The sequence below is a fragment of the Streptomyces sp. NPDC101234 genome (assembly GCF_044767525.1).
Taxonomy (GTDB): Bacteria; Actinomycetota; Actinomycetes; order Streptomycetales; family Streptomycetaceae; genus Streptomyces; species Streptomyces sasae.
In genome coordinates this window covers 30756-46956 of record NZ_JBIWOA010000040.1, presented here as the reverse complement: position 1 = coordinate 46956, position 16201 = coordinate 30756, and the positions used below count along the sequence as shown (strand labels likewise).

The 16201-nt window shown below is 73.9% G+C and carries 8 protein-coding genes; 5 read left to right on the top strand and 3 right to left on the bottom strand.

Going from position 1 to position 16201, the window contains the following annotated elements; genetic code table 11:
• Positions 1-157 precede the first annotated feature (157 nt).
• Genes ACIRR9_RS45790 through ACIRR9_RS45780 form a run of 3 tightly spaced genes read left to right on the top strand, consistent with a single transcriptional unit; the run spans position 158 to position 8414 of the window.
• Positions 158-4405: a HemK family protein methyltransferase gene (locus ACIRR9_RS45790; protein ID WP_403764996.1), complete on the top strand. Its 4248-nt coding sequence runs from the start codon at positions 158-160 to the stop codon at positions 4403-4405.
• Positions 4402-7491 (top strand): amino acid adenylation domain-containing protein, encoded by a 3090-nt coding sequence (locus ACIRR9_RS45785; protein ID WP_403764994.1) that lies wholly within the window; start codon positions 4402-4404, stop codon positions 7489-7491. Before ACIRR9_RS45790 ends, ACIRR9_RS45785 begins: the two co-directional genes overlap by 4 nt.
• Complete coding sequence (locus ACIRR9_RS45780) at positions 7488-8414, top strand: kinase (RefSeq protein ID WP_403764992.1); 927 nt, start codon at positions 7488-7490, stop codon at positions 8412-8414. Before ACIRR9_RS45785 ends, ACIRR9_RS45780 begins: the two co-directional genes overlap by 4 nt.
• Positions 8415-8499: 85 nt before the next feature.
• On the opposite strand, the gene ACIRR9_RS45775 is transcribed toward ACIRR9_RS45780, so the two are convergent.
• On the bottom strand, positions 8500-11619 hold the full coding sequence (locus ACIRR9_RS45775) for an amino acid adenylation domain-containing protein (RefSeq protein ID WP_403764990.1): 3120 nt from the start codon (positions 11617-11619) through the stop codon (positions 8500-8502).
• A 275-nt stretch (positions 11620-11894) separates the two neighbouring features.
• On the opposite strand from ACIRR9_RS45775, the gene ACIRR9_RS45770 reads away from it, so the two are divergent.
• Both ACIRR9_RS45770 and ACIRR9_RS45765 read left to right on the top strand, forming a co-directional pair.
• Positions 11895-13172, top strand: a complete 1278-nt coding sequence (locus tag ACIRR9_RS45770; protein WP_403764988.1) for a cytochrome P450 — start codon at positions 11895-11897, stop codon at positions 13170-13172.
• Entirely contained in the window at positions 13172-14002 is an 831-nt protein-coding gene (locus ACIRR9_RS45765; RefSeq protein WP_403764986.1) for a class I SAM-dependent methyltransferase, read from the top strand. Before ACIRR9_RS45770 ends, ACIRR9_RS45765 begins: the two co-directional genes overlap by 1 nt.
• 76 nt (positions 14003-14078) lie before the next feature.
• Here ACIRR9_RS45765 and ACIRR9_RS45760 read toward each other — a convergent pair whose 3' ends face one another.
• Positions 14079-15248 (bottom strand): alpha/beta fold hydrolase, encoded by a 1170-nt coding sequence (locus ACIRR9_RS45760; protein ID WP_403764984.1) that lies wholly within the window; start codon positions 15246-15248, stop codon positions 14079-14081.
• Between the two features lie 3 nt (positions 15249-15251).
• Entirely contained in the window at positions 15252-16193 is a 942-nt protein-coding gene (locus ACIRR9_RS45755; protein ID WP_403764982.1) for a chlorinating enzyme, read from the bottom strand.
• Positions 16194-16201 lie beyond the last annotated feature (8 nt).

The following is a 16201-nucleotide window of genomic DNA, read 5'->3' as shown; positions in this document are numbered from 1 at the left end:
CGGCCTCCGCGCCGGGCGAGGCAATCGGCCTTTTCCGGCACCGGCCACAATTCCCTCACGTGCCCGGTCCCGTGAAATCGAGAGGGCACATAAGCGCCCGGCTCGACCCTGCTTTTGGTGACATCCGACCCGACGTCACGGGTCCTAGCCTTTTCTTATGTCACTTCCTTCGACGCAGGTTACCGCGGACTTCGAAGAATTCTCCGGACGGGATTCCACCGACCTTTCCGCGAGTGATGCCGACGCGCCGGGCAGCCGCTATGAGAACGCCATTCTTGCCATCTGGCAGGAGGTGCTCGGCCGTTTTGACGTCGATGTCACGGACGACTTCCTCACCCTCGGCGACCACTCCCTGGCCCCCGCCGTGGTGGCCAGGATCCGCAAGCGTCTGGGCGTCGACATACCGGTGATGGACTTCTTCGAGTCCCGCACGGTCACCAGCCTGGCCGCCAGGGTCGCCGCGAAGGAGGCGGCCGCCCGGGCGGCGGCGGCCCCGCCCCGGACGATCACCCCCCGCCCCCCGGACGCCGAGCCCGTGCTCTCCTACGATCAGCAACGGCTGTGGATGGAGAACCAGCTGCTGCCCGGCGTGATCTACAACGTCCACATGCGCAGGCGGCTCATCGGCCCGCTGGACGTGCCGGTGCTGCAGCGGAGCGTGCGGGCCATCCTCGCGCGGCACGAGGCGCTGCGCGCCCGGTTCCCGACCGTGGAGGGCCGCCCGGTGCACAGGGTGGCCGACCCCGACGACGACTGGAGCGTCCGGGTCGAGGACCTCACCACCGCCGACGGCGACCGTACGGCACGGGCCCTGGCCCTGCTGGACGAGGAGTCCACCACCCCGTTCGACCTGGCCGAGGGCCCCCTGCTGCGATGCATGCTGGTCAGGATGAGCGACACCGAGCACCTGCTCGGCGTCACCATGCACCACATCGTCTCCGACACCTGGTCGCTGGCCCTGTTCGTACGCGAGCTGTCCGCCCTGTACGAGGCGGGCGGCGACCCGGTCCTGGCCGATCTGCCGCCGCTGCCCGTCCAGTACGGCGACTACGCGCTCTGGCAGCGTGAGCGGCTGGTCGGCGAGGCGCTGGAACGGCAGGTCGGGTACTGGCGCGAGCATCTGGCCGGCGCGCCTCCCGTGCTGGCGCTGCCCACGGCACAGCGCCGCACCACGACCCAGCGTGCCGAGGCCGACCGGATGGAGTCGGTGCTCACCCGCGAGGAGACGACCGCCCTGCACGCCCTGTGCCGGGCCCAGGGCGTGACCCCGTTCATGGCCCTGCTGGCCGGCCTGACCACCGTGTTCAGCCGCTGGACCGGGCAGGACGACGTGGTGATCGGCGTGCCGCTGGCGGGCCGTACGACCAGCGGCACGGACCACATGATCGGCTTCTTCGTCAACGTGCTGCCGTTCCGCATCGACCTGTCGGGCAACCCCTCCTTCACCGAGCTGCTCGGCCGGGTCCGCCGGATCGCCCTTGACGGCTACGACCACGCCGACGCCCCGCTGGACGCGCTCGTCGAGGACCTCCAGGTGGCCCGGGACCCACGGCGCACCCCGCTCTTCGAGGTGGTGCTGAACGTGGTCGGCAGCCCGGAGGCCGAACGCGCCATGGGGCTCACCGTGGAGCCGATGGAGACACCGTCCCTGTTCAGCCGGTTCGACCTCACCGTGACCGCGCAGGAGTCCGACGGCCGGCTGCGGCTGCAGCTGGACTTCGCCTCGGACCGCTGCGACGTGGAGATGGTGCGGGTCCTCGTCGGGCACGTGCACGAACTGCTCAGCGGCGCCGTGGCCGATCCCGGACGCGGCATCCTCGACTACACGTTCCGGCCGCCCGCCGCACTGCCGGGACCGCAGACCCCCGCTCTGGACCTCGCACCGCACGAGGAGGTGGACCGGCACGCCGCGTCGGCCGCCGGGACCGCGGTGACCGACGCGGACGGCGAGTGGAGCTACGGCCGGCTCGCCCGGACGGCCTCGGACATCGCCGGGCTGCTGGCAGGGCACGGCATCGCCGCGGGCGACCGGGTGGCCGTCGTACGGCGGCCCGGGGCCGGGTTCGTGGCGGCGCTGCTCGGCTGCGCGAAAGCGGGCGCCGACTGCTCCGTGATCGACGACCCCGCGGCTGCCACGGCGGTGTCGGCGGTGCTCGACGCGGCCGCGGACGGCACCGGCACGATCGGTCTCTCCGAGGTGCTGAGCAACCCGGCCGCGACGCCCACCGGGCAGGCACCGGCCCCGTCCGGCACACAGGACAGGCCCGCCGACCGCTTCGGCGCCACCCCCGCCGACCGGATCGCAGTGCTGTCCAGCGTGCCCGGCCACCTGGAGTCGGCGCTGGCCATGACCTTCCGCGCGGGGGCGACCTTCGCGATCCCGAACTGCTCGTTCGCCGCGGACGCCGGCACCGTCACGCACTGGCTGCGGACCAACGCGATCAGCGTCCTGTACGCCACCCCGTCCGTGCTGCGCGCCCTGGCCGCCGACCCCACCGGCCCCCGACTGCCCGATCTGACCCGCGTGTTCGTCGAGAACACCGGCGACCTGCTGTCCCGTGACGTCGACACCCTGCGCCGCCTGGCGCCCACCGCCCGCTTCGTCTCGCTGTACGGCAGCGGGGCCGACGGACGCCCCCGCGCCGTGCACGAGGTGCCCGTCGGGCAGGAGCTGCGCACCGCACCGCTGCGCGTGCCCCTCGGCCGCGAACTGCCCGGCGCCCCGGCCGAGCTGGTGCGGCCCGGCGGCCGGCCCGCCGCGGTCGGCGAACCGGGCGAACTGACCTTCGCCACCGTGCGCACCGGGGACATCGGCCGTCGCTGGCCCGACGGTTCCCTCGAGTTCGTGTGCCGCGCCGACGGCAGCCCGGCCTTCGACCCGCAGGAGACCGCGGCGACCCTGTGGGACATCCCCGAGGTGCGCGACGCGCTGGTCACCGTGGCGGCGGGACCGGCGGACCCGCCCGCGCTCACCGCCTACGTCGCCGGCCCCGACCCGCGGACCGACGCCGCCGTGCTGCACAACTTCCTTCGGACCCGGCTGCCCGGCTATCTGCTCCCCGAGCGCATCGTCGTACTCCCCGCCCTGCCGCGCACCCCCTGGGGGGAGTACGACCTGGCGGCGCTGGAGGCCAGTGCCGGGGACGGCGGGACCGACGAGGAGTACGTGCCCCCGCGCACACCGATGGAGGAACAGCTCACCGAGCTGATCAAGGAGCTCCTGGACATCCGGCGGGTCGGGGTCTACGACAGCTTCTTCGAACTCGGCGGCTTCTCCCTGCTCGCCACCCAGCTCGCCACCCGGATCCGCGCCCTCTTCCACGTGGAACTGGCCCTGCGCGACATCTTCGAGGCCCCCACCGTCGACGAACTCGCCCAGCTGATCGTCCGTACCCAGGCCGAGCTGTCCGGGGACGACGACCTGGAGGCGCTGCTCGCCGAGCTCGACACGGCCGACCAGGACGGCACGGCGGCCGCGCTGCCGGTCGCGCCGGGAGAGGACGCGGTACCGCTGCTGTACGGGCGGGTGGAGGAGCGGCTGCGCGAGCAGGCGGTGTTCACCGCCGACAAGCCCGACGAGAGCCCGCAGAGCACGGCCCGGGCGCTGTGGTTCGCCGCCGCCGGCACCCCCCGTGCCGTCACGGCCGACGCCACCGAGCCGCTGCCCGGCCTCACCCCGGAGCAGGAGCGCGCCCTCGACGAGCTGCTGGGCCGCCGCATCGCCGGCGAGCCGCTCGCCTACCTCACCGGCCGCGGCGGCTTCCTGGGCCTGGAACTCCTCACCGCGCCCGGCGCACTCATCCCCCGCCGCGGCACCGAGTTGCTCGCCGGCGCGGCACTCGACCTGGCCGGGGAGATCGCCGACCGGGCCGCCGAGGTGCGGATCCTCGACCTGTGCACCGGAGCGGGCAACCTGGCCGTGTCGCTGGCCGTGCTGGAGCCACGGGCCCGGGTCTGGGCGTCCGACCTGGAGGCGGACGCGGTCGCCGTGGCCGCGCGCAACGCCGAGTTCCACGAGGTGGCAGACCGGGTCACCGCGGCCGCCGGTGACCTCTTCGCGGCCCTGGACGAACTGCCCGACCGGCCGGCCGAGTTCGACCTGATCGTGTGCAACCCGCCGTACATGCCGACCGAGTCGGCCCGGACCATGCCCGTCGAGGTGGGCGGATTCGAACCGGCCGCGGCCTTCGACGGCGGCGACGTCGGCCTGACCGTGGTCTACCGCCTGATCGCCGAGGCGCACCGGCATCTCGTGCCCGGAGGCTGGCTCGGCTTCGAGGTCGGCGCCGGGATGGGCCGCGTCGTGGAGAAACGCCTCGCCGCACTCGGTACCTACAGCGAGATCCGGCTGGTCGCCGACCAGGACGGCAACACTCGCGCAATCCTCGCCCGGAGGCTGTCGTGAACCCTGCTGACCCCATCCGCGTACCGACGACACCGCTGCCCCCGTGGACACTCCCGGACGCCCCGTCCGGCCGTGGCCGGCAGGAGCGGGACCTGCCGCCGGAGCTCAGCACGGCACTGCGCGCCGCGGCGGACCCGGTGCCGCAGGCCTGCTGGGCCGCGGTGCTGTCGCGATGCGTCGGTGAGGCCGATGTCACCACCGCCGTGACCGGTGCCGACGGCGGACTCGGCGCACTGACCGCGACGGTCGGCCGGACCGGCTGGTCCGCACTCGCCGCCGCCCTGCGCCACGGGCCGCTGGAGGGCCGCCCGCACAGCGTGCTCGACCTGCACGGCACGGCGGATCCGGCCGACTCGGGCCTGGTGGTCGGGCTGGACCGGCGATCGGGACAGCTCACCGTCGACTACGACACCACCGAGGTGTCGCACCAGGCGGCCGACCGGCTCCTCGGGTACCTCGCCCACGCCCTGGCGGCCGCGACCACCGACCCCGACGGCTCCGTCGACCTCGCCGACATGCTCGGTGCCGAGGAACACCGCCGTCAGCTGACGGAGCTGTGCGGGCCACGGGTGAACAACGGCCCGGACGGGTTCGTCTCCGCGTTCCGGGCCCGGGCCGCCGCCCATCCCGACCGTCCGGCCGTCCACCACCGCGACGCGAGCCTCACCTACGCCGAGCTGGACCAGGCCTCCGAGCGGATCGCGCACCACCTGCACGGCATGGGCGTCACGGCCGGCCAGGCGGTGGCCGTGGTCTGCGACCGCCACCTCCCGTGGGTGACCGCGCTGCTCGGCGTGCTCAAGGCCGGCGGGGTCTATCTGCCGGTCCGCCCCGACTTCCCCGCCTTCCGGGTGGTGGACCAGCTCACCCGCGCCCGGTGCGCCGTCGCCGTCACCGACGCCGACGGCGCCGCGCTGATGACGGAAGTCACCGCAACCGGGGACTGGCAGGGCGCGGTGCACGGCATCGGCACCCTGCTCGCGGAGCCGGCGCCCGCCGTGGAACTCCCGCCCCCCGCGCTCGACCAGCCCGCCTACGTGTACTTCACGTCCGGCTCCACCGGCCGGCCCAAGGGGGCCGTCTGCGCCCACGACGGGATGATCAACCACCTCTGGGCCAAGGCCGACGACCACGGCCTGGGCCCCGCCGACGTCGTCACCCAGACCGCGTCGCAGTGCTTCGACATCTCCCTGTGGCAGGTGTGCGCTCCGTTGCTGGTCGGCGGGGCGACCGTCATCGCCGGCATCGGCGAGCAGCTGGACATCGCCGCGTTCGCCGGGCTGCTCGTCCGCCACCGCGTCACGACCATCCAGATCGTCCCCTCCTATCTGGAGGTGCTGCTGGCACACCTGGAGGCCGGGGCGGTCCGGCTGCCGGCACTCGCCTCCGTCTCGGTGACCGGCGAGGCGCTCAAGGCGGACCTGGTACGCCGCTGGTTCGCGGCCGTACCCGGAGTGCGGCTGGTCAACGCCTACGGAGCCACCGAGGTCTCGGACGACACCATGCACAAGGTGCTGGACGGACCGCCCCGGCGCCCGCTGGCCGTCGTCGACGTGGGCCGACCGCTGCGGAACATGCGGGTCTACGTCGTCGACGAGCAGCTGCGGCTCATGCCCGAGGGCGGCCGGGGCGAGATCGTCTTCGCCGGCGTCTGCGTCGGCGGCGGCTACATCAACGACCCCGAACGCACCGCCGACGCGTTCCACCCGGACCCCTACGCCCCCGGGGAACGGCTCTACCGCTCCGGCGATCTCGGCCGCTGGCTGCCGGAGGGGCGCCTGGAGTTCCTCGGCCGGCGTGACGAGCAGATCAAACTGCGCGGGCTGCGGGTGGAGATCGGTGAGATCCAGACCGCGCTGGCGCAGGTGCCGGGAGTCTGCGGCGCGGCGGTCGTCACGGTGGGGGAGGGCAACGGGGCGCGCCTGGTGGGCTTCTACGTCTCCGACCGCGAGCTGTCCTCCGTCGACCTGCACGACCTGCTGTCCGCCAGACTGCCTCCCTACATGGTCCCCGCCCATCACTTCCGGCTCCCCGAGATGCCGTTGAACGAGAACGGCAAGACCGACAAGCGGCGGCTGAAGGAACTGGCGGAGGAACTGTCCGCCGGCATCCACGCCTTCGAACCTCCGGCCGGCGACACCGAGCGCTGGCTCGCCACGCTCTGGGCGGAGGTGCTGGGCATGGCGGCCGGCCGGGTCGGTCGGCACGACGACTTCTTCGACCTCGGCGGCACCTCGCTGTCCGCCATCCACCTGCTGATGCGGCTCGACCACCGGCTCTCGCTCGCCGACATGCTCGGCCACGCGGTGCTCAAGGACCAGGCCCGGCTGCTCGACGAGGCCGCGGACGCGACCACGGCCCGGCTGGTCCACGAACTGAGCCCGGCGGAACCGGGCCGGCCCATGGTGGTCTGCCTGCCCGACGCCGGCGGCAACGCGATCAACTTCCAGCGGCTCGCCGACGTCGCCGGCGGCCGGGCGCAGGTTCTCGCCGTGGAACTGCCCGGACACGATCTCGCACACGCCGACGAACGGCCGGTCCCGCTGGCCGAGCTCGCCGGGCGACTGGCCGCCGAACTGGCCGGCCGGGAGGGACTGTACCTGTGGGGCCAGGGCGCCGGGGCCGTGGCGGCGCTCGCGACCGCGCGGGCGCTGGAGGACGCCGGCGGCAAGGTGGCGGGCGTCCTGACCGCCTGGGACGACACCGTGCCCGAGGACCTCGCCCGGGTGACCGGGACCGCGCTCAGCGACGACGCGATCGCCGACCTGCTGGGCCGCCGCCAGGCATATGTCGAGGTCGACGGAGCGACACCGGGCCGCCTCGCGTTCGTCGCCAAGGCCTACCGGCACGACTGGGCCGAGGCGCTGGACCTGCTGCGCCGGTTCGACGGCGCGCCAGGGCCCGGACCGGACTGCCCGGTCACCGAGCTGACCCTGGGCGCCGCCGAGTCCCGGTTGCGGCCGGACGGTACCGGGATCACCCGGTACCGGCTCACCGAGACGGCGGGCGACGTCGCCCGGATCCGCCCCGAGGCGATCCTCGACCTCCTGGAGGGCCGCTTCGGCTCCACGGCGGCGCTGTCATGACGGCGCCCGCCCGGCAACTGACCGCCCCCGTCCGTCCCGGCTCCGGCCGGGTCGGCGTGGGGACCGCCAACGGGACCTTCGGCGAACTGCTGCAGGGCGCCCTGCCGGGGCCGGGGGAGACCGACGGCGAGGGCCGCTTCCTGGTCACCCTGCCGGTGGCCCGCTGGTCGACCGCCCGCTTCGAACTCAGCCCGCCCGGCAGCGGGCTGCGGGTGAGCCCGGCCGGCAAGTCCAAGGCGGGCCGGCTCGCCGCCGCCCTGCTCGCCGAACTCGGCAGACCGTGCGACGGGGAGCTGGTGCTGCACGGCAGCATCCCCGAGGGCAAGGGACTGGCGAGTTCCTCGGCCGACCTGGTCGCGACGGCACGCGCCGTCCTGGCGGTCACCGGGGAACAGGTGTCCGGCAGGCGGCTGGGCGAGCTGCTCACCGCCATCGAACCCACCGACGGTGTGATGCACCCGGGCGTCGTGGCCTTCGACCACCGCCGGGGCCGGCATCTGCACACTCTGGGAGAGCTGCCGGGGCTGCAGATCGTGGCGGTGGACCAGGGCGGGGCGGTGGACACCCTGGCCTTCAACCGCGCTGCCCCCGGCTACGGACCCGGCGAACGGCGGCACTACGCGGGGCTGCTGGACGAACTGAGCCGGGCCGTCGCGGTCGGCGAGCTGGCGGCGGTCGGCGCGGTCAGCACCGAGAGCGCGGCCCTCAACCAGTCCCGGATGCCCAACCGCAACTTCGCGGCGCTGCGGGAGATCTGCCGGACCGTCTCGGGGCTGGGGCTGGTGGCCTGCCACAGCGGCACCATGATCGGCATCATGCTGGATCCGAGGCGGGACGGCTATCGCGCACAGCTGTCCGCCGCCGTCCGACTGGCCCAGGAACTGCCCGGCCAGACCCATCTGTACCGGACGCTGGGCGACTGACGACGGTACGGCGGGGACCAGGGCGCGAAGGCCGCCGGCCGGGGCTGTCAGCCCCGGCCGGCGGCCTTCGGCACTTTGGCCGGTGTCACGCGGGGCCGGGCACCGCGACCTCCGTCGGCTGCGCCGCCGGGCTCCCGGCCGCCTCGGCCAGCATCCGGGTGAAGTCGTCGGCGATCCGGGCGGCCGTCGCCTCGTCGAAGAGCTGGGTGGCGTAGTCGAGCCGGCCCCCGATGCCGCCGTCCGAGCGGTCCGTCAGCCGCAGCGAGAGATCGTGCTTGGTGCCCGGTGCGTCCGGCACCGGGAACCCGGCGATTTCGGCCGGCACCCCCTGCGCGCCGAACGTCACGTCGAACAGCGGGCCGCGGCCCGGCGCCGGCTCGGTCTCCACCACGTCGAGCACCCCGGCGACGATCTCCTCCAGCGGCAGCACCGCGTGCCGGTGCGCGGCGAGCACGGCGTCGCGGACCCGCACCAGCAGCTCGCGGAACGTGGGCGCGTCGGCGACGCTCGCCCGGACCACCGCGGTCTCCTCGAACACGCCGACGACACCGGCGAGTTCCGGCCGCCGGGTGGACACCGGCACCCCGACCGTCAGATCGGCGCCGTCGGAGTGCCGGGCCAGCACGGCGAAGAAGGCCGCCAGCAGCCCCACCGACGCGGGGGCGTCGTGCTCGAAGGCCAGCTGCCGCAGTGCCCCGGCCGTCTGTGACGGCACCGTGAACCGGATCGTCCCGCCCTGCCAGTCGCGGCCGAACGGGCGCGGCCGGTCGGTGCGCAGCCCGGCCTGCCGCAGCCCGGCCAGCGCCGTGCGCCAGAAGTCCAGGTGAAGGCGGCCCGAGGGAGCGGCCACCAGGTCCCGCTGCCAGCTCGCGTAGTCGGCGTAGCGCAGTTCGGGCGCGGGCACCGCTCGGGTCTGGTAGGCCGCCCGGATCTGCTTGGCGACGAGGTCGCAGGAGCGGTCGTCGGCCGCGATCCGGTGCAGCACCAAAAGCAGCAGCGCCGACTCCGCCCCCGGCTCCGGCACCAGCCGGAACCGTACCGGCGGCTCCTTGGAGAGATCGAACGGCCGGGCGAGCTCGGCCGCCAGGATCTGCCGCGGATCGCCCACCTCGGCGGTCAGCCGCACCGGCTCGGCCGGGTCGGCCACCGCTACCGGCTGGCCGGAACTGTCGTACTCGTACCGGGTGCGCAGCACCTCGTGACGGTCCAGCAGGCCGGTGAGCGCCGACTCCGCGGCCGGCACGTCCAGCGGGCCGGGCAGCCGGACCGTCAGCGGCCGGTTGTCCGCGGTGCAGTCCGGCACCCGCTGCTGGTGCAGCCAGGACCGCCACTGCGCCCAGGACAGGCGCGGCGCCCGGTCGGCGGGCAGCGCGGCGAGCTCGGGCTCGGCCGCGTCGTCGCCGTCCAGCAGGAGGGCCAGTCCGTAGGCGGTGCGGGCCTCGAACAGGGCGTTGATCGGGACCTCGCGGTTCAGCTCCGCGTTCAGCGTCAGGATCGCCTGCACGGCGCGCAGCGAGTCACCGCCCAGGGCGAAGAAGTCGTCGTGCGGACCGATCTCCGGGCGCTCCAGCACTCCGGCCAGCACCTGGGCGACCCGCTCCTGCGTCCCGCCGGCCGAACCGCCCGCCGCGGCCCGCCCGGCGCCGGTCCCGCCGGCCGGGATCTCCGCCCTGGGCAGCGCGGGCGGGGCGGGCAGCGCCGCACGGTCCAGCTTGCCGTTCGGGGTGCGCGGGAAGCCGTCGAGGACGACGAACTGGGCGGGGACCATGTACGCCGGGAGCGAGCGGGCCGCGTGCAGCCGCAGCCGGTTGGCCTCGGGAGGGCTCGCCGGGTCGGCGGAACGCACGTAGCCGACCAGCCGCGGGGTCTTTTCGGCCGCGCCGCTCACGCGTACGGCCGCCTCGGCGACCTCCGGGTGTCCGGCCAGCACATGCTCGATCTCGCCCGGTTCGATGCGGAAGCCGCGCAGTTTGATCTGGTCGTCGTTGCGTCCCAGGATCTCGATCCGGCCGTCGGCATGCCGCCGGGCGAGGTCGCCGGTGCGGTAGAGACGGGCTCCCGGGCGGTCCGCGGACGGATCGGCGACGAACCGCTGCGCGGTCAGACCGGCACGGCCCGGATAGCCGGTGGCCAGTCCGGCCCCGCCGATGTACAACTCGCCCTCGGCAACCGGCGAAAGCCGCTCGTCGAGCACGTGCAGCGGGGTCCCGCGCACCGGGTGGAACCGGGTGTCCGCGCCACGCTCGTAACGGGTGAGGGACGACCAGATCGTCGTCTCCGTGGGGCCGTACAGATCCCACAGCACCACGCGCTCGCCCAGCAGCCGGCCGGCCAGTTCGGCAGGCAGCCGCTCACCGCCGCACAGCACGGTGAACCCGGCAGGCGGCGTCCAGCCGGCCTCCAGCAGCAGTCGCCAGGCGACCGGGGTCGCCTGCATCACCCGGGCACCGGTGCGCTCCAGCAGCGCCGCCAGCCTGCGGGGGTCGGCGGTCTCGGACTGCTGGGCCAGCACCACCCGGCCGCCGGTGGTCAGCGGCAGGAACAGCTCCAGGCCCGCGATGTCGAACGAGACCGTGGTGACGGCCGGCAGGACGACGTCGTCGGGCAGCGCGAGCCGCTCGCGCATCGAGGCGATGAAGTTGGCGAGCGCCCGGTGCGGCACGGCGACGCCCTTGGGCAGGCCCGTGGAGCCGGAGGTGTAGATGACGTAGCCCGCGGACTCGGGGTCCGCCCCGGGGAGCGGGCCGGCGCCGCCCGGGCCGCGGCGCACCGGGACGTCGTCGAGATGCACCCGCATCTCGGTGCGCAGCCCGGGGCAGCCGGAAGCGTCGGACGTCACCAGCACCCGCGCCGCACAGTCCCGCAGGATGTGGTTCAGGCGCTCGGCCGGGTGCTCCGGGTCCAGCGGCACGTAGGCGGCACCGGCCAGCTGGACGCCGAGCAGGGCCGGCACCAGGTCGACCCCGCGGGGCACCGCCACCGCGACCGGGTCGCCCGGACCGACCCCGATGCCGACCAGGTGCCGGGCCAGGCCCTCGGCCTGCGCCAGCAACTGGCCGTACGTCAGGAACTCTCCCGCCGACTCGACCGCCGTCACCTCCGGCGACCGCAGCGCCTGCGCCCGGATCAGACCGGGCACGGTCGCTGCGGAGCCGTCGCGGGCGGACACCGCGGGGGTGGCCTCGGGGCCATCGAACGGATTCATTGCCTCGACTCCTTGCCGGGGACGTCACTGCTGCACCCGCCTGGCCGGTCCGACCGGGCGGCGCCGGCGTGGCTGCTGACCTGCGGGCGAAGCTACCGAGTCGGGCACCGGCAGGGGCGTCACATGAATCGAGGACGGCGGGGCCCCGGCTGGTACCGGACCCGTGTCTCCCCGCTTTATGGGACGCCCGCCCGGCCGGCCCCGGCAGCTACGTTGCCGGTCATGACCGCCTCGGCCACGGCAGCCGCGGGCAGCGCAGGAAGGGGCCGGCCCCGATGACGACCACCCTGGACACCCCCCCGTCCACCGAACGGACCGACCCGGTCCCGCATCTCGATCTCGCCCGTCCCGACCTGCATCACACTCTGGACCTCCAGGGCGTCTTCGCGGATCTGCGGCACGCCCACCCGGTGAGCTGGCACGGGCCGAAGAGCCGCCCCGGGTTCTGGTCGGTGACCCGGCACGCGGACGTGGTACGGGTCTACCGGGACACCGCCGCCTTCACCGCCACCCACGGCATGACGATCGACTCGGTGGGACCGGACCCCGATCCGGCCACCGGCATGATGGCCGAGGTCACCGACCCCCCGGAGCACCGGCGGCTGCGCCGCGGCATCGGGGGGTTCTTCACCGACGGCGCGGTGGCCGCGATGGAACCCGACGTGCGGGCGCTGGTACGGCGCCTGCTCACCGGGATCCGCGACCGCGACGAGCCGGTGGATTTCGTCCCGGAGGCCGCGGCCCGGATCCCCACCCAGGTGGCCGGTCTGCTGCTGGGCCTGCCGCCGGAGGACCTGGACTGGATCGCCGAGCGCACGGCGCAGGTCTTCCTCTCCGGCGAGGCCGTCCAGGACGGCCGGCGGGTGGACCTCGACGCGCAGGCCACCCGGGCCAACGGGGAACTGCTCAGCTACTTCTCCAAGCTGGTCCGCTCCGGCCGCCGGCAGGCGGGTCGGCGCGGGCTGGTGCAGCAGCTGTCCGAGGGGACGGCGAGCCGGGACGGACTGACCAAGGGCGAAGTGATCCTCAATGCCCTCAACATGGCCATCGCCGGCACCCAGACCACCCGCAACTCGCTCGGCAACATGCTGCTCGCGTTCGTCCAGTGCCCGCAGAGCTTCCGGGACCTGTGCGCGGACCCGGAGCTGGTGCCGTCGGCGGTCGAGGAGTCGGTGCGCTGGGCCAACCCGGTGCGGCACATCACCCGGGTGGCCACCCGCGACGTCGACCTCGGCGGCCGCGCCGTCCGGGCCGGGGACCCCGTGGTGCTGTGGCAGATCTCGGCCAACCGGGACGAGACCGTCTTCGCGCTGCCCCACGTCTTCGACATCCGCCGCCACCCCAACCCGCACATCGGCTTCGCCACCGGCGCACACAGCTGCCCCGGCTCCGGGCTCGCCCGGCTGCAGATGCGCACCACCCTGACCTGCCTGACGGAGCTGTTCGCGGGGGTCGAACTCGCCGGGACGCCCAAGCTGGTGCGGTCCAACTTCCTGCACGGGTACGAGCATCTGCCCGTGCGGTTCACCGCTCGACACAAGGAGGGAAGCTGATGGGAGCGCCGGAGGTGTCCGACGCGGAGTTCCGTGCCGCGGTCGGCAGGCTGCGGGCACCGGGCATGGGCACGGAGGTGGTCGCGCCGCTGCTCGCACAGCTGGTCCGGCTGCACCGCCCGAGACGGGTGCTGGAGATCGGCATGGGCTACACCACCCCGTTCCTGGCCGCCGCGCTCGCCGAGAACGAACGCGAGGCGGACGCCGAGGCCGTGGCGCTGGCCGCCAAGTCGCGGGCGCACCTGGGCAGCGGGGCGGACCTCGACGACATCTGGGCGTACACCGAACCGCCCCTGCTCGCGCCGTCGTTCTATCTGGAGCCCTACCGGCCGCGGTTCGTGGCGGTGGACAACCTGTCCATCGAGGCGTCCTCGGCGGGCCGGGTGCTGGACGTGCTCGGCGACCTCGGCCTGGCCGAACGGGTCGAGGTGGTCAACGCCGATCTGCACGACTGCGCCGGACTGCTGCCGGACGACCTCTTCCCGATCGACCTGGCCTGGGTCGACGCCTGGGAGTGCCTGTACTTCTTCGAGCACTTCTGGGAGCGCATCAATCCGGACGGCGGCCTGGTGGTCATGCACTACCTGATGACCTACCCGGAGGGCGAGGCGATCCTGGAGTACTTCGCGAAGGTGCAGCACAGCCGCCCCGGCGAGCTGGAGATGGTCAACCTGCTGGAGCCGCACAAGCTCGGCCAGAACAGCATCACCGTGCTGCGCCGCACCGGCGCCGTCCGCCCGCGTCCCTACGGCGGCCCGGGCGGCGCCCTGCGGTACCACCCCGGTCTGCGCCGGGAGGCGGCGACGCAGGCGGGGCTGGGCGAGGGATAGCCCGGATACGGCACGACGGAGCGGCCGGCGCAGGAGAGCTTTTGCCGGCCGCTCCGTCATGCTCCCCGCCGGCCGGTCAGGCCACCTCCCCGAGGAACGCCAGCAGCGTGTGCACCTGTTCGGGACTCGCCCGGAACGCGTCCAGATGGGTGCCGTGCGCGGTGACCACCAGCCGGGCGTCGGGGACCAGCCGCGCCAGCCGCCGCGATCCGTCGGGGTGGGCGGTGTGGTCGTCCTCGCTGGTCACGATCAGGGTCGGCTGCGTCACCCGGGCCGCCGTCGCACGGGAGTCCCAGTGCATGGTCGCCCCGGTCAGCCGCGCATAGCGGTAGAGGAGTTCGGCGGTGGCGTACGGCCGTACCACCAGCGGCCCGACCTGCGGGGGCACCCCCGTCATCGGCCCACTGGCGATCTTGTCGCGCAGCCAGCCGGCCGTGTCCCGGGACTCGCCGGCCAGATCCAGCAGCGACCTCAGATTGGTCTGGTGGTCGCTCTTCGCCGCCTCCGGACCGAGCTCCAGGTCCGCGTGCCACAGGCTCACCGACCGGACCAGGGACGGCTCCTGCACGGCGGCCAGCAGCGCGGGTACGGCGCCCCCGCACAGCCCCATCAGATGACAGGACCCGATGCCGAGGGCGTCGGCGACGGCGAGCACATCCCCCGCCTGTTCCGGCACCCCCGAGGCGTACCGGTCGAAGTCCGCCGGGTCGGCCACGGGTTCGCCGGTGCCGCGGGTCTGCAGCACCACGCACCGGTGGCCGGCGCCGAGCGCGTGCAGCCAGGGCAGGGCGAGCCGGTGGCTCATCCCGCAGGCCGACGAGAGCAGGACGCAGGGCCCCGTCTCCGGGCCGGTCTCGACGACCTGGAGCTCGGCGCCGTCCGGCCGGACCACGGTGTGCAAGCGCAGCCGGGCGTCCTCCTCGTCGCGGATCAGCCGGGCCGCGTCCGCCGCCTCCCGCGGGGTCAGGCCGGCCAGCTCCGGCGCGCGTTGGGCACGCTGTATCTCCGCCGCCAGCGACTGGAGCGCATGGTCGTCCAGGGGGCCGTCGAAGGCCAGTGCGATCCCCAGCTCCCGGCACACGGCCGCGACCAGTTCCGGTGCCCGGTCGCAGGTGCCGGCCGGCAGCGCGACCGGGCCGACCTGGCGGACCAGCCCTTCGAGCTGCCGGACCGCGCCGACCAGGTCGGTCAGCGCGGCCCGGGCCGCGGAGTGCGCAGACCGGGACGATTGCGTCTGCAGCGCCATCGGTCAGTGCCGCGCGAACGGGTGGCCGGTGGCGGTGTGCGTGGCGATGCGGTTGTGGTCGTAGCGGTTCTCGCCACTGACGACCACGGCACCGTAGCGGTCCAGGCTCACCTTGCCGCCGTACTCCTCGACGACGTCCGTGTCCGGGTAGACATGCACGCTGGTGGGCACGTACCGGCCGGCGAAGCCCAGCCGCATCTCGTCGCTCTTGCCCGTGTGCGGGTACGAGGCGTGCATCAGCGTCGACCAGAACATCACCGCCTCGCCGGGCCGCAGCACGATCGGCACGGCCTGGGACTCGTCCGGCACGAAGTCCGGGTCGATCTGCAGCTCGCGGTAGTCGTAGCCGAAGAAGCCGCGGCGCACGCCCCGCTTGCGATTCCGGTTGATCGTCTCCGGCCGGTACTCCATGACCTTGGTCTCGTCGTAGTTCATCGTCGTGAACGAGCCCGGGATGAACTGCAGGCAGCCGTTGTCGACGGTGGCCTCCGTGAAGGCCGTCCACACCGTGAGGGTGCCGCCGAACCCGCTGTCCTCGGGCCACACGATCTGCGGCTTGCCGGAGGCGTTGGCGAAGGTGTCGGCCTGGTGCCAGTCGGTGCCCTCGTCGCCCGGGTACTTCGGGAAGAACTCGGTCCGCCAGCAGAGCACGTCCGGGCCCAGGACACTCGCCACCCGGTCGGCGATGCGCGCGTCGGTGACGAGGTCGGCCAGGAAGTCGTTGTCCATGTGCCGGTCGTAGTTGGAGATGTTGGTGTTGCCGGAGACCGCCCACTCCTCCGTGTAGATGGCGTTGCTCCGGTCCATCAGGGCGAGCCGCTCGGTCCGCCAGGCGCTCACCATCTCCTCTTCCTCCAGCACCTTGAAGATGAGGAAGCCCTGCTCCTGGAAGGTCTTGCGGTCGGCCTCGCCGAGGGCGAAACCGCTCTGCACGGTGTCCGTCATGGTTGTCC